The organism is Streptomyces sp. NPDC014623 (assembly GCF_043088245.1).
In the GTDB taxonomy this organism is placed as follows: domain Bacteria; phylum Actinomycetota; class Actinomycetes; order Streptomycetales; family Streptomycetaceae; genus Streptomyces.
Window position 1 is genome coordinate 19,821 of record NZ_JBIBZU010000006.1, and the last position, 20,739, is coordinate 40,559.

General features: G+C 70.9%; 18 protein-coding genes. 9 read left to right on the forward strand and 9 right to left on the reverse strand.

What is annotated here, in order from left to right:
* Positions 1-119 precede the first annotated feature (119 nt).
* Positions 120-542, forward strand: coding sequence for an ATP-binding protein (locus ACF1FZ_RS12210; RefSeq protein ID WP_391773284.1), 423 nt, complete (start codon positions 120-122; stop codon positions 540-542).
* Positions 543-546: 4 nt separating this feature from the next.
* Here ACF1FZ_RS12210 and ACF1FZ_RS12215 read toward each other — a convergent pair whose 3' ends face one another.
* From ACF1FZ_RS12215 to ACF1FZ_RS12230, 4 genes are all read right to left on the reverse strand, one after another.
* Positions 547-1,206 (reverse strand): response regulator, encoded by a 660-nt coding sequence (locus ACF1FZ_RS12215; RefSeq protein WP_391773285.1) that lies wholly within the window; start codon positions 1,204-1,206, stop codon positions 547-549.
* On the reverse strand, positions 1,203-2,351 hold the full coding sequence (locus ACF1FZ_RS12220) for a sensor histidine kinase (protein ID WP_391773286.1): 1,149 nt from the start codon (positions 2,349-2,351) through the stop codon (positions 1,203-1,205). Before ACF1FZ_RS12220 ends, ACF1FZ_RS12215 begins: the two co-directional genes overlap by 4 nt.
* Positions 2,348-3,184: a CPBP family intramembrane glutamic endopeptidase gene (locus ACF1FZ_RS12225; protein ID WP_391773287.1), complete on the reverse strand. Its 837-nt coding sequence runs from the start codon at positions 3,182-3,184 to the stop codon at positions 2,348-2,350. The genes ACF1FZ_RS12220 and ACF1FZ_RS12225 overlap by 4 nt, the downstream gene beginning before the upstream one ends.
* A gap of 472 nt (positions 3,185-3,656) precedes the next feature.
* Positions 3,657-4,394 carry a DUF4232 domain-containing protein gene (locus tag ACF1FZ_RS12230; protein WP_391773288.1) on the reverse strand — a complete coding sequence of 246 codons (738 nt, stop codon included), beginning with the start codon at positions 4,392-4,394 and terminating at the stop codon, positions 3,657-3,659.
* A gap of 393 nt (positions 4,395-4,787) precedes the next feature.
* On the opposite strand from ACF1FZ_RS12230, the gene ACF1FZ_RS12235 reads away from it, so the two are divergent.
* From ACF1FZ_RS12235 to ACF1FZ_RS12260, 6 genes are all read left to right on the forward strand, one after another.
* Positions 4,788-6,242 carry a helix-turn-helix domain-containing protein gene (locus tag ACF1FZ_RS12235; protein ID WP_391773289.1) on the forward strand — a complete coding sequence of 485 codons (1,455 nt, stop codon included), beginning with the start codon at positions 4,788-4,790 and terminating at the stop codon, positions 6,240-6,242.
* A gap of 458 nt (positions 6,243-6,700) precedes the next feature.
* Positions 6,701-8,539, forward strand: coding sequence for an ATP-binding protein (locus ACF1FZ_RS12240; protein ID WP_391773290.1), 1,839 nt, complete (start codon positions 6,701-6,703; stop codon positions 8,537-8,539).
* 121 nt (positions 8,540-8,660) lie between these two features.
* A complete protein-coding gene (locus ACF1FZ_RS12245; RefSeq protein WP_391773542.1) occupies positions 8,661-9,080 on the forward strand; it encodes a roadblock/LC7 domain-containing protein in 420 nt (139 codons plus the stop codon).
* Positions 9,077-9,433: a DUF742 domain-containing protein gene (locus tag ACF1FZ_RS12250; protein ID WP_391773291.1), complete on the forward strand. Its 357-nt coding sequence runs from the start codon at positions 9,077-9,079 to the stop codon at positions 9,431-9,433. Before ACF1FZ_RS12245 ends, ACF1FZ_RS12250 begins: the two co-directional genes overlap by 4 nt.
* A complete protein-coding gene (locus ACF1FZ_RS12255; RefSeq protein WP_391773292.1) occupies positions 9,414-10,031 on the forward strand; it encodes an ATP/GTP-binding protein in 618 nt (205 codons plus the stop codon). The genes ACF1FZ_RS12250 and ACF1FZ_RS12255 overlap by 20 nt, the downstream gene beginning before the upstream one ends.
* Entirely contained in the window at positions 10,028-11,293 is a 1,266-nt protein-coding gene (locus tag ACF1FZ_RS12260) for a cytochrome P450 (protein ID WP_391773293.1), read from the forward strand. Before ACF1FZ_RS12255 ends, ACF1FZ_RS12260 begins: the two co-directional genes overlap by 4 nt.
* A gap of 52 nt (positions 11,294-11,345) precedes the next feature.
* Here ACF1FZ_RS12260 and ACF1FZ_RS12265 read toward each other — a convergent pair whose 3' ends face one another.
* Together ACF1FZ_RS12265 and ACF1FZ_RS12270 are read right to left on the reverse strand one after the other, a co-directional pair.
* Positions 11,346-12,572 (reverse strand): cytochrome P450, encoded by a 1,227-nt coding sequence (locus ACF1FZ_RS12265; RefSeq protein ID WP_391773294.1) that lies wholly within the window; start codon positions 12,570-12,572, stop codon positions 11,346-11,348.
* A 362-nt stretch (positions 12,573-12,934) separates the two neighbouring features.
* Complete coding sequence (locus ACF1FZ_RS12270; protein ID WP_391773295.1) at positions 12,935-13,906, reverse strand: RNA polymerase sigma-70 factor; 972 nt, start codon at positions 13,904-13,906, stop codon at positions 12,935-12,937.
* Between the two features lie 143 nt (positions 13,907-14,049).
* Between ACF1FZ_RS12270 and ACF1FZ_RS12275 the strand changes: the two genes are divergently transcribed.
* Positions 14,050-14,535, forward strand: a complete 486-nt coding sequence (locus tag ACF1FZ_RS12275) for a carboxymuconolactone decarboxylase family protein (protein WP_391773296.1) — start codon at positions 14,050-14,052, stop codon at positions 14,533-14,535.
* A gap of 77 nt (positions 14,536-14,612) precedes the next feature.
* Here ACF1FZ_RS12275 and argS read toward each other — a convergent pair whose 3' ends face one another.
* Positions 14,613-16,382 carry an arginine--tRNA ligase gene (argS, locus tag ACF1FZ_RS12280; protein WP_391773297.1) on the reverse strand — a complete coding sequence of 590 codons (1,770 nt, stop codon included), beginning with the start codon at positions 16,380-16,382 and terminating at the stop codon, positions 14,613-14,615.
* A 147-nt stretch (positions 16,383-16,529) separates the two neighbouring features.
* On the opposite strand from argS, the gene lysS reads away from it, so the two are divergent.
* Positions 16,530-18,290, forward strand: a complete 1,761-nt coding sequence (gene lysS, locus ACF1FZ_RS12285; protein ID WP_391773298.1) for a lysine--tRNA ligase — start codon at positions 16,530-16,532, stop codon at positions 18,288-18,290.
* Positions 18,291-18,358: 68 nt separating this feature from the next.
* Here the strand turns inward: lysS and ACF1FZ_RS12290 are convergent, their stop codons facing one another.
* Together ACF1FZ_RS12290 and ACF1FZ_RS12295 are read right to left on the reverse strand one after the other, a co-directional pair.
* Positions 18,359-19,687: a DUF2637 domain-containing protein gene (locus ACF1FZ_RS12290; protein WP_391773299.1), complete on the reverse strand. Its 1,329-nt coding sequence runs from the start codon at positions 19,685-19,687 to the stop codon at positions 18,359-18,361.
* Between the two features lie 182 nt (positions 19,688-19,869).
* Entirely contained in the window at positions 19,870-20,697 is an 828-nt protein-coding gene (locus ACF1FZ_RS12295; RefSeq protein ID WP_391773300.1) for a DUF3558 domain-containing protein, read from the reverse strand.
* Positions 20,698-20,739: the final 42 nt, after the last annotated feature.

A 20,739-nucleotide genomic window follows, 5' to 3' on the forward strand; every position in this document is an offset into this window, starting at 1 on the left:
GTGCATACGGTGCGGCCTCCCCGCCCTGGTGCGTACTTCACACGTCGGCGACCCGTACAAGAGATCTGTACGTGCTCACCTACTGCTGAACGATAGGCACAGAGAGTGACGCTCGTCTCATGAACGAGACGATGCAACTCTCGCTGCTCCGTGAGCGCTTCTGCCGGCGTGAACGCCGCTCGGTCGCTGCGGTACGGGAGTTCACGCGCGAGGCCGTGACCGACTGGGGGTTCGGGGCACGGCTCGACGACGTGCTGGTGTGCGTGAGTGAGCTGGCGACCAACGCGCTGCTGCACGGCGTGCCGCCGGGGCGCGGGTATCTGGTCCGGCTGAGGCTGGAGGCGGAGGGATGCGCGCTGTCCGTGGAGGTGCACGACAGCGGGGGCGGGGTGCCTGCGGTGCGGCGGCCCGACGGTGAGTCGGGGCGTGGGCTGCTGCTCGTCGACGCGCTCGCCGACCGGTGGGGCGTGGGGGAACGGGATCCCGGCAAGGTCGTGTGGTGCGCGTTCGCGCGGCCTCGTCGGCCGGGCGTGACGTCCTGATGGTTCAGGACACCAGGCCCCGGCGATAGGCGTAGACGACCGCCTGGACGCGGTCGCGGAGGCCCAGCTTGGTGAGGATGCGGGAGACGAAGGTCTTGACCGTCTCCCGGCTGATCACGAGGGACGCGGCGATCTCGTTGTTGGAGAGGCCCTCCGCGATGAGACGCAGGACCTCCAGCTCGCGGGGGGTCAGCGGGATGTCGGGCCCGTCGTCGTCGGTGGGGCGGATCCGGGCGGCGTATCTGCCCACGAGCTGGCGTGTCACGTCGGGGTCCAGCAGGGCCGCGCCCGCCGCCACGGTCCGGATGCCTTGCAGGAGCCGGTCCGGCGGGGCGTCCTTGAGGAGGAAGCCGCTGGCTCCGGCGCGCAGCGCCTCGTAGACGTACTCGTCCAGGTTGAACGTCGTCACCACGAGCACTTTGACGGGCTGCGGCACGCCTGCGCCGGCCAGCAGGCGGGTGGCTGCGATGCCGTCGAGCACCGGCATGCGGATGTCCATCACCACGACGTCCGGGCGTACCTTCCGGGCGAGGTCGACCGCGGTCTGTCCGTCCCCGCACTCGGCCGCGACCTCGAGGTCGGGCTGGGCGTCGACGATCGTCGCCAGCCCGGTGCGGATCAGCACCTGGTCGTCGCAGATCAGGACGCGGATCGGTGCGCTCACGAAGAGCTGCCCACGGGTATACGGCCCCGGACGACGAAACCGCCGTCCGGTCGCCGGCCCGCGCTGAAGTCGCCGCCCAGGACTTCGACCCGTTCGCGGAGACCGGCCAGGCCCCGGCCGCTTCCGCCGGTGCGCGCGGCCTTCGAGCCGGAGCCGTCCGTGCTGACCTCCACGGTGATCTCCCTTTCGCCATGGCGCACCTGGACGGAAGTGCGGCTGCCATGAGCGTACTTGAGGGCGTTCGTCAGGGATTCCTGCACCACCCGGTAGGCCACGAGGTCGGCGCTGCCGGTCGACTCGGCGGGTGTGCCCTCCTCCGTGAACTCCACCGGCTGCCCGGCCCGCCGCGTCTGCTCGACGAGTGTGAGGAGCCTGCCGACGGGCGGTGGCGTGGCCTCGGTGCCGTGGTCGGGGTTGAGCAGGTCGAGCAGGTGCCGCAGGTCGGTGATGGCCCGCCGGCCGGTGTCCGTGACGGCGGTGAGGCTCTGGTCGAGGCGGTCGGGCACGGCGGTCAGATAGCGTGCCGCTTCGGCCTGTACGACCATCGCCGTCACGTGGTGGGTCACGACGTCGTGGAGTTCGCGGGCGATGCGGGTCCGTTCGGCGGTGCGGGTGTCCTCGGCGACGCGGCGGCGGTGTTCGGCTTCCGCGGCGCGGGAGGAGCGAAGCCATGCCCCGACGCCCCACGCGAGGGCCACGGCCAGGTAGAACGTCACGAACTCGCTCGGCGGTTCGCCGGGGCCGAGCTGGTGGAGCGCGACTGCCAGCGGGACGTACGCCGTGGTGAAGGCGAGCGCGGTGGCGCGCCGGTGGTGTTCCAGGAGGGACGCCACGCTGATCAGCGCGATGGGCAGCGCTGTTCCTGCGAACGTGTGGTAGCCGCGGAGCTGGTCGAGGGCGAAGCCGAGCGCCACCAGGGCGAAGCAGGTGACCGGCCACCGCCGGCGTCCGGCGAGCGGGAGGCACTGGAGGGCGACCGCTGCGACGGCCAGGGCGTCGTAGGGACGTGTCGGCAGGCCGCCGAGCTCCGTGCCGTTGCTGTGGTACACCAGCGAGGCGGCGAACAGCACCAGCGCAAGCGGGGCGTACCAGGCTGTGGAGCCTGACCGGCGCCACAGTTCCTGGATCCGCAGAAGTCCGGTCACCGGGGAAGTGTAGGGGTGGCGGTGACCCGGCCGGTGCGGCGACGGCGGGGCACCAGGGTGCCGCGCCGGTGGGCCAGCCACAGGAACGCGAGGGTGATCAGGGCTCCGAACACCACCGAGTACACGCTTCCCTCGGGACCGAAGTCGCCGCCGGTGACCCACGCCGGGCCCGAGGTGACGGTGTCCAGCAGTCCCTGCGGGGTGCCGTTGCCGGAGACCTCGGAGCTGAAGATGCCGGCTGCCGCGAAGTTCCAGCCGAAGTGCAGGCCGATCGGCACCCACAGGTTGCGGGTCGCGGCGTAGGCGGCGGCGAGCATGCCACCGGCCTCGATCGCGATGGCGACGGCGCCCCAGAGGGACGCGTCGGGGTTCAGCAGGTGCGAGGCGCCGAAGAGCACTCCGGTCAGAACCAGCGCGATCCAGGTACCGGTGTGCTCCTCGATGATGCGGAACAGGACGCCGCGGAAGAGCAGTTCCTCCGTCACGGCGGCGGCCGCCATGAAGCCGGCCAGCCCCACGGCGCCTTGCACCGAGCCCAGGCCGTTGATCTCGTAGTGCGCGTTGAAGCAGATGCTCGTGATGACGGCGCCGAACATCGCGACGCCGATCAGCAGCCCCCGGCCGATCGCGGCTTCAGCGCCCTTGCGGGCCACTTCGGTGGACGGGCGGTGCTCGGTCTTCCGTACCACCCACCCGTAGACGAGTACGGCGGACACGGCCGTCAGGAGACCCAGGGCGAGCTGGAGCCATGGGCTGTCCTCCACGGCGGCGACGACCTGACTGCCGATCATGGCGACCACCATGACGGCCAGCAGCTGCCGGACGAACCTCATGAACGCTCCCTCTCCGTTGCGCGGCCGGGAGGCCGCGACACCTCGAACGCTACGGATCCGGCGTGCGCGAAGCGTCACCTCACGGTGGACACCTGCGCGTAGCTCACACGGGGGACAGGCGCCGGGAGCAGACCGGTCCGTGCTCCGTCGCTCCGGGCCCGGTCGCCTCACTCGTTCGAGGGAGTGTGGCGGGGCGCGTCGGCGTCGGCGGACGGGGCGTACGGCGATCTCGTCGGCAGGGCGTCGGGGGCCTCGGCCCCGGTACTCCGGCCGCCGGCCGCCTGAGGAGCGTCGCCCGTTTCCTCGGCTTCGTCTCCGAGAACACGGCCCGAGCGGCCGGGCAGGCCCGTGAGATCCTCCCCACGAAAGTCGGAACGACCCAGGACAGCAGCACCGCCGAACCACGTCCGGACCGCGGAACGCGGGCGTGACACCGGTGCTTCCCGGTGCCACGCCCGCTGCGAGGCGGAGGTCAGTACATGAGGGCGTCCTCCATGCCGTTCTGCCAGTACGTGACGGCCAGTGTGCTGTCGACGTAGACCTCCTTGCCCAGCGGCACACTCACCATCCGGCCGGCCGAGCCCGCGTTCGCGTCCTGGAAGCCGACGGCCAGGTCCTCGGTGGAGTAGCCGCCCGTGCCGCTGCCGTCGGGGGACGAGGTCATGATGCCGGCGTAGGCGGACTCGCCGGGGGCGATGGTGACGACGGCCTGCGGCTTGCTCGCCTCGACGCTGCGGGGGACGGACTGCGCCTCGCCGAACCGCAGGAACGGGTAGGAGTAGGCGTGGCAGGCCTTCGACCCGGTGTTGGTCACCGTGAGAAGCATGTGGTTGACGGGGCGCGGGACGCTCGTGACGGTGAGCTCGGTGTTCGTGCCGGTGCAGGCGGGCAGGGACGCGCTGCTGCCCTTGCCGTCCTGCTGCTTCGCGGCAGCGGCAGGCTTCGGGGCGGCGGAACCGGAATCCTTGGCGGTGCCCGAACCGGAACCGGCGGTAGCGGTGTTTCCGGCCGTCTTCCCGTCCTTGCCCGTGGCCGATACCGGGGCCGCCGAGGTGCCGTCAGCCGGCTGCTGGGACACCGGTGCCCCGGCGTCGTACGCCGCCGGGGCCGGGCTGCTGCCCTGGCAGGCCGTGAGGGACAGGGCGGCGACCAGTGCGGCGGTGCCCAGGACGGACGTGCGGGCGGCGTGGCGGAAGCGAAGGTGACGCATGAGAGGTTCTCCCCGTTCGAAGGTGGCCGGTGCCCGGGGCGCCGTTTGGCGCTCCGGGGCGCGGGCGGATGTACTGGTCGCTGACGTGTGATCAGAGGCGCTACAGGAGTGTGATGACGACTGCGATGCAGATGATCAGCACTCCCGTGGCGACCGCGTCGGTCAGGCTGAGTTCAGGTCGAGTACGCACGGCGGCTCCCGGGACGGGTGAGGAAGGGGTGTACGAGTCGCGGGGAACGCCGCGGTGTGTCCACATCCTTTCCAGGCCCGGAATCCGGTCGCAACGGTTGCCGGGCCATACGGGACGCTGGAACGCTCGCATGCACTCTGACCTGCGCGAACGCCACTTCCCTGGGACGCCGTTCCGGGAAGGAACGGAAGGGAACGGTCGGGGTGGGTACAGAGATCCAGGACTTCGCGGAACTGCTCAGGGGGCTGAAGGAGCGGTCCGGGCTCAGCTACGGGGCGCTCGCCCGGAAGTTGCACATGAGTACCTCGACCGTGCACCGCTACTGCAACGGTGACGCCGTCCCCCACGACTACGCGCCCGTCGAGCGCTTCGCGCGGGTGTGCCGGGCGTCCTCCGACGAGCTGATGGCCCTGCACCGGAAGTGGATCCTGGCCGACGAGGCGAAGCGACGTGGAGCGCGGAAACCGGAGGCGGGTGGGGGCGCCACCGCTCCCGGGCCCGACGCGCCTGAGACCGCCGTTCCCGCGCCCGCCGCGCCTGACCAGGCCGAAGCGGAAGCAGAATCGCGGACGAAAGCGGAGACAGGAACGGAGCCTGCTGCGGGACCCGTGGCGGAGGCCGTGACCGGGTCAGTGGCGGAGCCTGCGGGGGGACCCGTGCCGGAAGCGGTGACGGAGGACGTGACGCCTGACGGGGCCCGGCCCGACGGCGTTCCCCCTCCTCGCCGGCGTACCACCAGGCGGCTGCGCGTCCTGCTCACCGCGGTGGCGGTCGTGGCTCTCACCGTACCCGCGGCCCTCGCCGTGCGCGCCCTCGGCGACGACGGGCCGGCTGACGGCGACCGGCGGACGGACGCGGCGCCCAGTCACGTGCAGGCCGTTCCCAGCGGCCGGGTGAGCGGGCACGGGACCATGAAGCCGAGCAGGAGCGCCAGTGCGTCGGCGTCGGCGTCCGCCGGCGCCAGTGCGTCGGCGCCGGCGGGGAGCGGCCCCACCGCCAAGCCCTCGCCGTCCCCCAAAGGGCCGGTGAGTGGCAGCGCCGTACCCGTGAGCGCGACCATCAGTTCATACAACTGGGAATCGCCCTGCGGGCAGTACTACCTGCTCCACCAGGACCCGGACGACGTCCCGGAGCCCCCGGACCCGCAGGACTCGCGGAGCTGGGCGCGGGCGCGCGGCGGGGTGGACGGTGGAGACCTGAAGCTGGAAGTCACCGTCCAGGGCCTTTCGTCCGCGGCCGTCGTGCTGAAGGAACTGAACGTCCGCGTCGTAGGCCGGAACCCGGCGCTCGACTGGAGCGCGTATTCGATGGGCGAGGGGTGCGGGAGCGGAATCACCCCGCAGTCCTTCGCGATCGACCTCGACGACGGCTTGCCCCTGGCGAAGCCCGTCGCCGGGAAACAGGGCGACACGGTGATCCCGGCGACTTCATTCCCGTACCAGGTGAGCTCCACGGACGTGGAGGTGTTCCGCATCGACGCCCACGTGGAGGAACACGACGTGGCCTGGTACCTGGAACTGCAGTGGACCAGTGCCGGGCAGAGCGGGGTGCTGCGCATCGACGACGGGGGCCGGCCCTTCCGTACGAGCAGTCTCTCCGCCCGGCCGTCGTACTCCTATCAGTGGGACACGGCGCAGTGGAAGCTGCGGGAGCAGTGACGGAGGGGACGACGTAGCGGCCCGTCCGTTCGCCGGTCACATGCGGCGTGATGCTTCGAGCCGTCCGGTATCGGACTTTTGGGCGTCTCACTCACAGGCCGCCGGTGGTTGAGCTGGCTGAAAACTGCTGGATGGCGTGAGGTGTTGATGCGTTAAAGGGTGAGCGCCTCCGCCATATTGACTCCCCATCTTTTCCAAATCTGCGCATCTGGCTGTGACGGGCGGTGAATGGTGCGCCGTTTACCACGGCGGTTTCCGCGAGTGCGGGATTCGCGCCAAATTTGGGTCATGAGCTGACTGCGCAGTCAGTCATATTTTCTTGCCTTGCTTGATGGTTAGCATGAGCCAGTACTCGGTTGGAAGATCACCGTCCCCTTCGACGACGGCCTTCACGACCTGCGGTCGTCGTGTGTCGGCCGTCCCGTTTCTCCTGTTTTTACGGACCGAGGGACCGCGGAATGCCAGTGCCTGCAGCGCCCAGCCAACACCGATCGCCGAGGGTGCCGCACACCTCGTCGGCCGTCCCCTTGACCGCGCTGGCGGTGACCGCTGTGGCCGCCGGCGTGGCGGTCGCCCTGGCGCCGTCCGACGCCCGTACCTGGACCTTGAGCGTGACAGCGGCCGCCTGGGTGTGTGTGGCCGTCGCCGTCCTCGCCGGCCGCCGGCTCGTTCAGCGGGCCGGGCGCACAGTCGCGGCGCAGGATGTGGAGATCGGCGGTCTCAAGGCGCAGGCGGCACGGCTGTCGGCAGAGAGCGCGCACCTGGTCAACGTGACGCTGCCCGCCGTGGCCAAGCGGCTGCAGGACGGCGTGAGCGCCGCCGGGGCGCTGGACAGCGCTCCCGAGCCGGCCGATCCGCAGCTGCGCCGGCTCGCGCACACCTTCGCCACCGCCCTCGAGGAGGGCGCGCACCGCGCGGTCGCGCTGGACAACGAGCGCCGGCAGGCCCGGCACGAGCTGAACCAGATGGCCACCGAGCTGGAACAGCTCACGCGGGGGACGCTGCCCGCGGCGGTCGCCCAACTGCACGAGGGCCGGTCGGCCGCCACGGTGCTCGCCGGACTCGACCTGCCGCAGCAGCCCCTGATCCGCACCCCGACCGAATTGTTCGTCCGTGAACTCGCCCGGAGCGAGCGGCGGGCCGCCGCGGCGCAGGCCGCCTCGGCCAAGGCGCTGGGCCGCGTCCAGGCCAAGGCCGTCAGCATGCTCGCCGACCTGCGGGAGATGCAGGAACGTCACGGCGAGGAGGTCTTCGGCGACCTGCTGAAACTGGACCACAGCACCTCCCAGCTCGGCCTGATGACCGACCGGCTGGCGCTGCTCATGGGCGGCCGGTCCAGCCGTGCCTGGAACAAGCCGATCGTGATGGAAAGCATCCTGCGCGGCGCCGTCGGCCGCATCGCCGCCTACCAGCGGGTGCGACTGCACTGCTCGACCAACGCCGCGATCGCCGGCTTCGCCGCCGAAGGCGTCATGCACCTGCTCGCCGAACTGATGGACAACGCGGCGAACTTCTCCCCGCCCATCGACGTGGTGAACGTCTACGTCGAGCAGCGCAGCGCGGGCATCGTCGTCATCATCGAGGACAGCGGTCTGAAGATGGCCGGTGCGGCGATGCGCCGTGCCGAGGAGGCCGTGGCCGGCCGCACGACCGACCTCGCGTCGCTCCAGGGCACCAGGCTCGGTCTCACCGTGGTCGGGCGACTCGCGGTGAAGCACGGCATCAGCGTCAACTACCGTCCCTCTTCACACGGTGGTACGGGCGTCGTCGTCCTGCTGCCCCCGCAGCTGCTCGCTCAGCAGCGTGACCCGGCACCGCACGAGGTGTCCCGCCGCCCGGCCGTCGCGGCCGCCCCCACGCCGTCCCCCGCCCCCACGCCGTCCCCCGCCCCCGCGGCACCTCCCGCCCCCGCGGCACCTCCCGCCCCCGCGGCACCTCCCGCCCCCACGCCGCCCCCGCCCCCGGCTCCGGCGACCGGCGTCGTCCCGTACCCCGCCGTCGCGGAGCGTCCCGCCGCCCGGCCGGAGCTGCCCGAACAGGGGTGGGACCGGCGACCTGCCCGCTCCACGCCGAACGGACTTCCGGTCCGTCCCCCCGGCCGCACCATGGCCGAGGCGGAGCAGGAGCGCGAGCAGCGCCGGCTGGCGTCCGAAGCGGCGGACAGCGGTCCGCAGCAGCAACGCCAGGAACGGGACGCGGGTTCGCGGTTCGGTGCCTTCCACCGCGGACGACGGTCCGGAAGCGGCACCACCGGCCCCGGCGCCCGGCCCGGGTCCGAACCGCCGGCCGCCCCGTAGCCCGACGCGCTTCCCGTGGTGCGTCCGGGGCCCTGGACGCACACTCCCCCGCTCGAGTTCGTGAGATTGGAGGAACGGGCCGGTGACCGGTCAGCCGGGCACCACCGTCCCGTCACCCAGCATGCAGACCACCGACAACACCCTCACCTGGCTCCTGCAGAGCCTTGTGGAGCGCACACCCGGCACCCGGCACGCCCTGGTCCTGTCGAGGGACGGCCTGAAGCTGTGCTGGACCGAGCACCTGACGCTCGACCGGGCCGACCAGCTGGCGGCGATATGTTCCGGCATCCAGGCCCTCGCCCACGGGGCGTCCATGGAGTTCGGTGACGGCACCGGCGGCGTCCGGCACTCCATGACCGAGTTCCACGGCGGTCTGCTGTTCATCGTGGGAGCCGGGGAAGGGGCACACCTCGCGGTCATCGCGGAGGACGACGCCGACCCCGGCGTGGTGGGGCACCAGATGACGGAGCTGGTCGAGCAGATCGGCGAGCACCTGCGAGCCGAGCCCCGGCAGTTCGTCCGAGAAAGCCCCGCCTCGTGATACGCAAGCCCGTGGACACCGGCGACCCCCACCGGCTGTACACGGTCACGGGCGGGCGGAGCCGCGCCGACGACTTCTTCGACCTGGTCACCCTCGTCGTCAGCGAGTGCCGGCCCGCGCCGGGAATGCAGTCGGAGCACGCCCGGACGCTGGAGTTGTGCGAGCACCCGACGGCGGTGGTCGAGATCGCCGCGGAACTGAAACTGCCGATCACGGTGGTGCGGATCCTGCTCGGCGACCTGCTCGACACGGGCCGCATCACCGCCCGCCACCCGCCTGCGGTACGGTCCGCCGCCTCGCTCCCCGATTCCGACCTTCTGAAGGAGGTGCTCCATGGGCTCCGCAACCTCTGAACTGCCCTCCCACCGCACGCCCCTGGCCGACGCGGCGGAGACCGGGCTGAAGATCGTCGTCGTCGGCGGATTCGGTGTCGGCAAGACGACCCTGGTCCGCTCGGTGAGCGAGATCCGGCCGCTGAACACCGAAGAGGTGATGACGCAGGCGGGCGTCGGCGTCGACGAGACCGGAGGCGTGTCGGCGAAGACGACCACGACGGTGGCGTTCGACTTCGGGCGGATCAGTCTCAACGAACGCATGGTGCTGTACATGTTCGGCGCACCGGGCCAGGAACGTTTCTGGTTCCTGTGGGACAGGCTCTTCTCCGGCACCCTGGGCGCGGTGGTGCTCGTGGACACGCGCCGGATGGACGACTCCTGGTACGCGATAGACCGGCTGGAGCACCACCGGACGCCGTTCGTGGTGGCCGTCAACCGCTTCGACGACGACACCGTCCGGCACTCCCTGGACGAGATCCGGCAGGCGCTCGCACTGCCCGAGCGCGTACCGATGATCGACTGCGACGCGCGGGTCAGGGAGTCCGGCAAGAACGTGCTGATCACCCTCGTGGACCACCTCTACGAACTGGCCATGGCTCAGGAGGCGACACCGTGACCGACCCCGGTTCCTCTACCGCGCACCCGGCTCCGTCGGGCTGTCCCGCCCACGCCACCGACGCATTGCGCCTGGGAGGGCTCGCATACCAGCAGAGCCCGTCGCAGCTGTACCGCGCGCTGCGCCGGGAACACGGCGCGGTGGCGCCGGTGCTTCTCGACGGGGACATCCCGGCCTGGCTGGTGCTCGGTTATTCCGAGGTCATGTACGTGACCGACCATGACGAGCTGTTCGCCCGGGATTCCCGGCGCTGGCACCAGTGGGAGAACATCCCGGCGGACTGGCCGCTGATGCCGTTCGTCGGATACCAGCCCTCGGTGCTGTTCACCGAGGGTGACGAGCACCGGCGGCGGAGCGGGGTGATCACCCAGGCACTGGAGGAGGTCGACCAGTTCGAGCTGGCCCGTGAATGCCAGGTGATCGCCGACCTGCTCATCGCCGAATTCGCGGGCAGCGGCAGGGCGGAGCTGATGTCCGGTTTCGCGCATGCCCTGCCGATGCGGGCCGTGGTGCAGATGTGCGGGATGCCCCTCTCGGGCGCGGACACCCTGCAGCTCGTCGACGACCTGCGGATCTCGCTGGACGCGGCGGAGGGCGACGACCCGGTGGCGGCGTACGCGCGCGTGGGCGAGCGGCTGCGGCAGCTGGTGAAGGACAAGCGGGCCAGCCCCGGCCCGGACATCACCTCGCACATGCTGATGAATCCGGCGGGGCTGACGGACGAGGAGGTCGTCCAGGACCTGACCTCGGTGATCGCCGCCGCCCAGCAGCCGACGGCGAACTGGATCTGCAACACTCTGCGACTGCTGCTGACGGACGAACGCTTCGCCCTGAACGTGTCGGGCGGCCGGCTCAGCGTGGGTGAGGCGCTCAACGAGACGCTGTGGCTGGACACGCCGACGCAGAATTTCATCGGCCGCTGGGCCGCGCGGGACACCCAGCTCGGCGGGCGGCAGATCCGGGCCGGGGACTGCCTGGTGCTGGGGCTGGCCGGGGCCAACACCGATCCGCAGATCTGGCCGGAGGCGCACGTGGGCGCGGAGAACGCCGCGCACCTGTCGTTCAGCAACGGTGAGCACCGCTGCCCCTACCCGGCCCCGCTGCTGGCGGACGTGATGGCCCGGACGGCGGTCGAGACGCTGCTGGACCGGCTGCCGGACCTGGTTCTGGCAGTGGAGCCGGAGGAACTGGCCTGGCGTCCGTCGATCTGGATGCGCGGGCTGACAGCGCTCCCGGTGCAGTTCACGCCGGTGGTGCAGTAGGCCGGGCACGTGGGCCCTCGGCAGGGGGCCCACCACCTCGGCGTGGCGCGGCTCAGGCGGTCACGGGGGTGAACCGCACCGGCAGGGACTGCGGCCCACGGGTGAAGACACCCTCCTCGACGGGGGCGAAGCCGTCGGCGAGACGCGCGTCGGGCATGGCGTCGAGCAGATGATCGACACCGATCTCGACCTCGGACTTGGCGAGCAGGGCGCCGACACAGAAATGGCGGCCGAGCGCGAAGGCCAGATGGTCGGCGGCGGCGGAGAAGGCGGTCGTGGTGGTGAGGTCGTCGCGGAAGATGTCGAACCGGTCGGGGTCGAGGTAGCGGTTCTCGTCCCGGTTGGCCGCGCCGATCAGACAGGTGACGGTGGCGCCCGGGGGAATGGTGCCGCTGCTGAGCGTCACCTCGGTCGCGGTCTGACGCATGATCATGTGGACCGGCGGGGTGTAGCGCAGGGTCTCGGCGAAGGCCTGCGGGATCAGGCTGCGGTCCGCGCGGACGGCGGCGAGCTGGTCGGGGTGGAGCAGCAGGTTCGTGAAGATGCCGGCGATCGCCTTGTCGGTGGTCTCGCCGCCGGCGGCGAGCAGCAGGCTGCAGAACGCCTTGATGTCCTCGTCGCTCATCCGCACACCGTCGACCTCGGCGGCGCACAGAGTGGAGAGCAGGTCGTCGCCCGGGTTCTCACGGCGTTCACGGATGATCGGCAGCATGTACTCGGCGAACTCCACGCGGGTGCGTTCACCCGCCGAGGCCACGGCGGGGTCGCCCGAGAGATTGCCGAGGAAGGCGATGACAGCCGTGTACCAGCCGTGGAAGCGGGTGTGGTCGGCCTTGTCGAGACCCAGCATGTCGGCGATCACGTTGACCGGGAAACGGGTGGCGTAGTCGGCGACCAGGTCGGCGGAACCGGTGTGCCGGAAGGTGTCGACGAGTTCGCGCGAGTTGCGCTCGATGACCGGCAGGAACTTCTCCCGCAGGTCGCTGCCGCGGAACGCGGGGGCGACGAGGGCGCGGCGCACGGCGTGGTCACGGCCGCTGAGCTGGAGGATCGTCTTCCCGTGCACGGGCTCGATCTGCCAGTCGTAGTTGTCGGTGGTGAACTCGCTGTTCCTGTCCTTGAAGACGCGTGCGACGTCCTCGTAGCGCGAGATGATGTAACTCCGTGTGGCTTCGTGCCAGAAGAGGGGCGCGGTGTCGCGCATCGCACGGTAGGCCGCATAGGGGTCCGCTGCGAACTCGGGCGAAAGAATGTCGGGCACGTGCTGCAGGGTGGACATGGGGCTCCCTCGGATCAGCAGCTGATCTACCGCACCAGGCTATTGATCAACTGCCGGACAGGACAGCCCCGTCAGTGCCCCGGCTGGCCGAAAACCGCTCTCGTCCGACGGGTTTCACGGCGCCCGGCGCCCGCGCGTCGCAGGTACGCGGAGGACGGCCGTGCACCCCACCGAAGAGGTGTGATGCGGGGCCTTCGTCCGTGCGCGGGCGGCCGGAGCCACCCGGGCGTACCGGTGTCGAGCAACCTCGTGCCGTGCTCCGGACCGCGGGTGGTGGGGACGAGGGGGAACAGCCGGTTCTCGACGACCGCGGCCGGCCGGTCCGTACGAGCGGCCTGACCGCCCGGGCCCCGGGCCCGGTCTCAGCGGCGCAGTGCGGTCTCCTCCTGCATGCGTGACAGTTTCTCGGGGTTGCGTACGGCGTAGAGCCCGGTGATGAGGCCGTGGTCGACGCGCACCGCCATGACGGTGTCGAGGGCACCGTCGAGCTGGAGGACGAGCGCGGGCCACGCGTTGACCTGGGCCGGCCGGAACGACGGCGCGGTGGTCCTGCCCAGCCCGCCGATCAACAGCCGGGCCACCTTGTCGGCCCCCACGACAGGCCTGGGGACGACCGGCCTGATCCCGCCGCCGTCGCCCATGAGGACGGCATCCGGAGCGAGGATGTCGAGCAGGCCCTGGAGATCACCGGTCTCGACCGCCCGCCCGAACGCGTCGAGCGCTTTTCGGACCTCGGCCGGGGAGGCGGTGCCGCGCGGCCGGCGCGCCGTGACGTGGGACCGTGCCCGGTGGGCGAGCTGGCGGACCGCGGCAGGGCTCTTGCCGATGGCTTCGGCGATCTCCTCGTAGGCGAAGGCGAACACCTCGCGCAGCACGAACACCGCCCGCTCGCTCGGCGTGAGGGTCTCCATCACCAGCAGCATCGCCATCGAGACGCTGTCGGCCAGCTCGACGTCCTCGGCCACATCGGGTGCGGTGAGCAACGGCTCGGGCAGCCAGGTGCCGACGTAGGACTCCTTGCGGCGGCCGAGCGTGCGCAGCCGGGTCAGCGCCTGGCGCGTGGTGATCCGGACCAGATACGCACGCCGGTCCCGTACCCTCCCGAGATCGACGTCCGACCACCGCAGCCAGGCCTCCTGCAGGACGTCCTCCGCGTCGGCAGCCGAGCCGAGCATTTCGTAGGCGACGGTGAACAGCAGGTTGCGGTGGGCGACGAACGTCTCGGTGGCGGCGTCCGGGCGGCCGTCGCCGGTGAGCTGCCCAGGTCTGCCCTCGGTGTGCGTGCGCTCGCTCTTCACCGGCGGCTCCTGCCCGTTCGCTGTCGAAGGTGCCATGCGCACAAGACGCCGGTCATCGCCGCTCCGTGACACCCGCGAGAGGTGACGCACGTCACGCCGTCACCCTGTCACGGGGCGCGGGCGCCCGGCATCTGGTGTGTGTCCGGTGCGACGGCACCACCACGAGTGAGGACGATGTCATGGACGCACGGTTCACCTTGTTCGAGAACGAGACCGGCATCAGGTTCGCCAAGCGGTTCGCCGGCATGAGTCTGCTGCTCCAGCAGTCGACGCTGCCGAAGTCCACCCAGGAGCTGGTGTCGCTCCGCGCCAGCCAGATCAACGGCTGCGGCCATTGCATCGACATGCACGTCAAGGAGGCGGCGGCGGCCGGTGAGACCGCGGTCCGGCTGCATCTGGTCGCCGCCTGGCGCGAGTCCACCGTGTTCACCGAGGCCGAGCGGGCCGCGCTGGCGCTCGCCGAGGAGGGCACCCGGCTCGCCGACGCCCACGACGGCGTGTGCGACGGGACCTGGGCCCAGGTGCGCACGCACTACGACGACGACCAGATCGCCGCACTGGTCTCCCTGGTCGCCCTGATCAACGCGGCCAACCGGCTCGCCGTGATCCTGCACCAGAAGGGCGGTTCCTACGAAGCCGGCGCGCTCGCCGCCGCCTTCGGCTGAGCCGGCGGAACACACGCGGGCCCGGCCGGGATCACGCGATCCGGGCCGGGCCCGTGCGGCTGCCGAGGAGCCAGGGGTCAGAGGCGCTCGGGTGTCCTGATACCGAGCAGCTTCATGCCCTGGTGCAGGGTGCGGGCGGTGAGCTCGACGAGGAACAGCCGGTTCTCGACGACCTCCGGGGCGTTCTCGTCGCTCAGCACCTGGCACTGGTCGTAGAACGTGGTCAGGTGCGAGGCCAGCTGGTAGAGGTACGCGGCCAGCTTGTGCGGCTCGTACCCCTCGGCGACCTCGTCCAGGACCGCGCCGAACTGGTCCAGGTGCAGGCCCAGGGCGCGCTCGGCCGGGGCCAGCTCCAGCTCCGGGTGCGCGGCGGGCTTCGCGTCGCCCGCCTTGCGCAGGATGGAGCGGATGCGTGCGTAGGCGTACTGGAGGTAGACCGAGGTGTCGCCGTTGAGCGACACCATCTGGTCCAGGTCGAACTTGTAGTCCCGCACGGCGGACGTCGACAGGTCGGCGTACTTCACGGCGCCGACGCCGACGTACCGGCCGTTCCCGACGATCTCCTCCTCGGACAGGCCCACCTTCCCGGCCTTCTCCCGGACCACCGCGGTGGCCCGCTCGACCGCCTCGTCCAGCAGGTCCTCCAGCCGGACGGTGGTGCCCTCACGGGTCTTGAACGGCTTGCCGTCCTTGCCGAGGACCGTGCCGAAGGCCAGCTGGTGCGCCTTGACCTCGTCGTTCAGCCAGCCGGCACGCCTGGCCGTCTCGAAGACCATCTTGAAGTGCAGGGACTGCCGGGCGTCCACCACGTACAGCAACGTGTCGGCCTCGAGGTCCTGGACGCGGTTGCGGATCGCGGAGAGGTCGGTGGCCGCGTAGCCGTAGCCGCCGTTGGTCTTCTTGACGATCAGCGGGACCGGGTTGCCGTCCGGGCCCTTCACGTCGTCGAAGAACACGCACAGCGCACCCTCGGAGCGGACGGCGACACCCGTCTCCTCCAGGATCCGGCAGGTCTCCTCGAGCATGTCGTTGTATCCGGACTCGCCGACGATGTCGGGATCGTCGATCCGCATGTCGAGCTTGTCGAAGACGGAGTAGAAGTAGATCTTCGACTCGTCGACGAAGCGCTGCCAGTGCGCCAGGGTCTCCGGGTCGCCGGCCTGGAGGGCCACCACCCGGTCACGGGCGCGCGCCTTGAACTCCTCGTCGGAGTCGAAAAGGACCCGTGACGCCTTGTAGACGCGGTTCAGCGACGACATCGCCGCCTCGCCGTCGGCCTTGTCGCCTTCGTGCTTCAGCTCGTCCGGGTGCTCGAGGAGGTACTGGATGAGCATGCCGAACTGGGTGCCCCAGTCGCCGATGTGGTGGCGCCGGACGACGTGCTCCCCGGTGAACTCCAGGATCTGGACCATCGCGTCACCGATGACCGCCGACCGCAGGTGGCCGACGTGCATCTCCTTGGCCACGTTCGGCTGGGCGTAGTCGATCACGGTCGTGCCGGGGGCGGTCTTCGGCGGGACGCCGAGCCGGTCGCCGTCGGCCGCCCGCGCGGCGAGCGTGCCGATGATCGCCCGGTCGGTGAGCGTGACGTTCAGGAAGCCGGGCCCGGACACCTCGATGTCCTTGATCAGCTCACCCGCCGGAAGGGCCGCGGTGACCTGGGAGGCCAGCTCGCGCGGGTTGCCCTTGAGCTTCTTGGCGAGCGCGAGGATGCCGTTGGCCTGGAAGTCGGCCCGGTCGCTTCGGCGCAGCAGCGGGTCCGCGGTGCCGGCTTCCGGCAGCGCTGCCGTCAGGGCGTCCGCCAGCTGCTGCTGGAGCGTGGAAGCGAGGGAAGGGACCGAAGCCATGAGCCGGCTGCCGTTTCCGTAGGAGACAAAGGATCACTCCAGTATCCCACGGGGCGTAAAGCCGTTTTCGCGCTGCGGGTGGTACCTGGGAGAATGGGTGTGCCCCTGCCGGGGGACGCCCCTACGAGTCCTACACGAGAGAAGGACGTGCCGACCGTGGCTTCGAGTCAGAGCAGCACCGAGACCGACTGGGTCTCCCGCTTCGCGGACGATGTCATCGCCGAATCGGAGCGACGTGCGCCTGGCAAACCGGTCGTCGTCGCGTCCGGCCTCTCCCCGTCGGGCCCGATCCACCTGGGGAACCTGCGCGAGGTCATGACCCCGCACCTGGTCGCGGACGAGATCCGCCGCCGCGGTCACACCGTGCGCCACCTGATCTCCTGGGACGACTACGACCGCTACCGCAAGGTGCCGAACGGCGTCGAGGGCGTCGACGACTCCTGGCAGGCGCACATCGGCAAGCCGCTGACCTCGGTGCCCGCCCCGGCCGGGTCGGCGTACCCGAACTGGGCCGAGCACTTCAAGGCCGCGATGACCGCGGCGCTGGACGAGCTCGGCGTCGAGTACGACGGCATCAGCCAGACCGAGCAGTACCTGGCGGGCACCTATCGCGAGCAGGTCCTGCACGCGATGAGGCACCGGGCCGACATCGATGCCGTCCTGGACCGCTACCGCACCAAGAAGGACGGTGCGGCGGGCGCCAAGGGCGGGAAGAAGCCGCAGCAGAAGAAGGCCGACGAGGCCGAGCTGGAGGCCGCCGAGGGCTCCGGCGCGGCGGACGAGGACGACGGCAGCTCCGGCTCCGCCGGCTACTTCCCGTACAAGCCCTACTGCGGCAACTGCGAGAAGGACCTCACCGTCGTCACCTCCTACGACGACGAGACGACCGAGCTGAACTACACCTGTTCGGCCTGCGGTTTCGCCGAGACGGTGCGGCTCAACGAGTTCAACCGCGGCAAGCTGGTCTGGAAGGTCGACTGGCCGATGCGCTGGGCCTACGAGGGCGTGATCTTCGAGCCCAGTGGCGTGGACCACTCCTCGCCGGGCTCCTCCTTCGTCGTCGGCGGCCAGATCGTGCGCGAGGTGTTCGACGGCGTCCAGCCGATCGGACCGATGTACGCGTTCGTCGGGATCTCCGGCATGGCGAAGATGTCCTCCAGCAAGGGCGGCGTGCCGACCCCGGCCGACGCGTTGAAGATCATGGAGGCGCCCCTGCTGCGCTGGCTGTACGCACGCCGCAAGCCGAACCAGTCCTTCAAGATCGCCTTCGACCAGGAGATCCAGCGGCTGTACGACGAGTGGGACTCGCTGGCCCGCAAGGTGGCCGACGGCACGGTGCTGCCCGCCGACGCCGCCGCCTACGCACGGGCCGTCGGCACGGCCGCCGGGGAGCTGCCCAGCACCCCCCGCCCGCTTCCGTACCGCACGCTCGCCTCGGTCGCCGACATCACCGCCGGCGCGGAGGACCAGACGCTGCGCATCCTCAGCGAGCTCGACCCGGAGAACCCGCTGACCTCGCTCGACGAGGTACGGCCCCGGCTCGACCGCGCCGAGAGCTGGATCAGCACCCAGGTGCCGGCCGAGGCCCGCACCGTCGTCCGCGACGAGCCGGACAAGGAGCTGCTCGGCTCGCTGGACGAGCAGGGCCGCGAGTCGCTGCGGCTGCTGGCGGAAGGGCTCGACTCGCACTGGTCGCTGGACGGCCTGACCACGCTCGTCTACGGCGTGCCGAAGGTGCTGGAGGGTCTGGCGCCGGACGCCAGGCCGACGCCCGAGCTGAAGGTGGCCCAGCGCTCCTTCTTCGCGCTGCTGTACCGGCTGCTCGTCGGCCGCGACACCGGACCGCGCCTGCCCACACTCCTCCTCGCGGTCGGGGCGGACCGGGTGCGGACGCTGCTCGGGGCGTAGCCCCACGGAGGTGAGGACGGGCGGGCCGCTCAGCGGCCCGCCCGTTCCCTTCTGTCCGCTTCCGGCCCCTACGCGATGTGGTCGGCGGCCTCGTCCATGTTGAAGCGCTGCTTGAAGCCGGGCAGCAGCTTGCGCAGCAGAGCGGCGCTGCGCGGGTGCCGGACGTTGTGGCCGTCCGAGAGGTGTATGTCGAGCACCTCGGCGCTCGGGTAGTCCTGGTGCTGATGCGTGTACGCGGTGAACACGTCGTACGCGATCTCGCTGAACTCGATCTCGTCCTCGGCCCATTCGGCCGGGTCGGCCTCCTGGGCAGCGTCCTGCTGCTGCGGCTGTCCGGGTTCCGGTTCTGCCGTGCGGGGGTGCGGGAAGGCACCGACCGTACCCACGTCGCCGAGCGGGCGGGACCGGCCGGGGCCCGACGGGACCATCACCGGGGCGGGGCCCAAGCCCTCGTCGTACGTCGGGTCGTACGCGCCCTCGTACACGTCGTCCGGGTCCTTGACGGCAGCGAACCAGGGGCTGCCCTGCGGACCGGGGTCGTCCTGGGGGCCCTCCTGGGGGTACTGCTGGCCGGGTGGTTCGTACTGTTCCTGCCGCGGGTGCTGCTGTTCCTGCTGTTCCTGCTGGTTCTGCGGCTGTGGGACGTACGGGAGTTGGGGGTGCTGCTGTTCGGTCTCCACGGCCGCCGGGGCCGGCGGAAGCAGAGCCGGCTCGATGCCCGCGGCGGCGAGGCCCGCCGGGGCGGTCTCGGCGAGCGGGACCCCGTACTTCGCCAGGCGCAGCGGCATCATCGACTCGACGGGCGCCTTGCGGCGCCAGTTGCGGCCGAAGCGGGCCTGGAGGCGGGCCTGGTAGATCAGCCGGTCCTGTTCGAGCTTGATGACCTGCTCGTAGCTGCGCAGCTCCCACAGCTTCATCCGGCGCCACAGCTTGAAGGTGGGGACGGGGGAGAGCAGCCAGCGGGTGAGGCGGACGCCTTCCATGTGCTTGTCGGCCGTGATGTCCGCGATCCGGCCCACGGCGTGCCGTGCGGCCTCGACGGCGACGACGAACAGGACGGGGATCACCGCGTGCATGCCGGTGCCCAGCGGGTCGGGCCAGGCGGCGGCGCCGTTGAAGGCGATCGTCGCGGCGGTCAGCAGCCAGGCGGTCTGACGCAGCAGCGGGAAGGGGATGCGCATCCACGTCAGCAGGAGGTCCAGCGCGAGCAGGACGCAGATGCCCGCGTCGATGCCGATCGGGAAGACGACCGAGAACCGGCCGAAGCCCTTCTCCTCCGCGAGTTCGCGGACGGCGGCGTAGGAGCCGGCGAATCCGATCGCGGCGATGAGCACGGCGCCGGCGACGACGACCCCGATGAGTACGCGGTGTGTGCGTGTCAGCTGCATTGCGGCCACCCGCGATCCCCTCCCGACTTCGATGAACCGGCTTCACTTCGGCGTCCGGCGCGGGCACAGCCTGGCACATGCCGGACGGGTGTGCTGCGTGGGGAGGGGGGCGGAGCCCGGTACTCGCGGAAGTACCGGGCTCCGCCGAGGCGCCTTCGGTCAGGGGGATCCGTGCCCCTGCCGGACGCGGGTCACGACTTGGCGGTGGCCTTCGCGGATGCCTTGCCCGACGCCTCGGCGGCCGTCTTCGCCGACGCCTCGGCGGACGGGGAGGACGATGCCCCGGTGGAGGGGGGAGCAGAGGACTTCGCCCCGCCCCCCTCGGCGCCGACCGCGGCGACGGCCTCCTTGGCGGCCTTCTGGGCGTCCTTGAGGATGTCGGCGGCGGCGGGCGACTTGGCGCCGGCGAACCCGGCGCCGTTGTAGGTGACGCTGACGACGACATTCCCCGTGCGGGCCACGACGACGGCGTACTCGAAGTCCTCGCTCGACTTGTCGAGGCCGTACGTGACGGAAGTCGCCTGCTCACCGATACCGGTGGCGGGCTTGGCGGACACCTTCTCGGCACCCTCGGTCGCCTGGGCCTTGGAGACCTGCTTCGTGTACTCGGCCGTCGCACGCTCGGCACCGCTGCCCAGGGCCCGGTCGGAGTCGAAACGGGTGAAGCCGACGTCCAGCCAGCGGTACTGGGAGCCCTTGACGCCGTTGTCGTCCAGGCCGTTCCAGGAACAGCCGCCGCGGCTCGCCGTGTTGCTGGACTTGCTGGGGACGCCGCCCTTGTTCTTGGTCTTCGGGACCAGGTCCTCGATCGTCTTCTTACCGATCGACGTGCAGGCGTCGGGCAGCGTGGCGAACTTCGCGGGCTCGACGGCCGGCTCGGACTTCTTCGCGCTCGGAGAGGCCGAGGAGCCCGGCTCCTTCGCGTCGCCGGAGTCCGACGAGCAGCCGGCGACGACGAGCATCACCGGAACGGCGGCGCAGGCGAGTATGCGGGACAGTCGCGGGGCTGATCGGTGCATGGTTCCTTCACTCGGACGGCACGGCGGTCTCGGTCGTGCGGG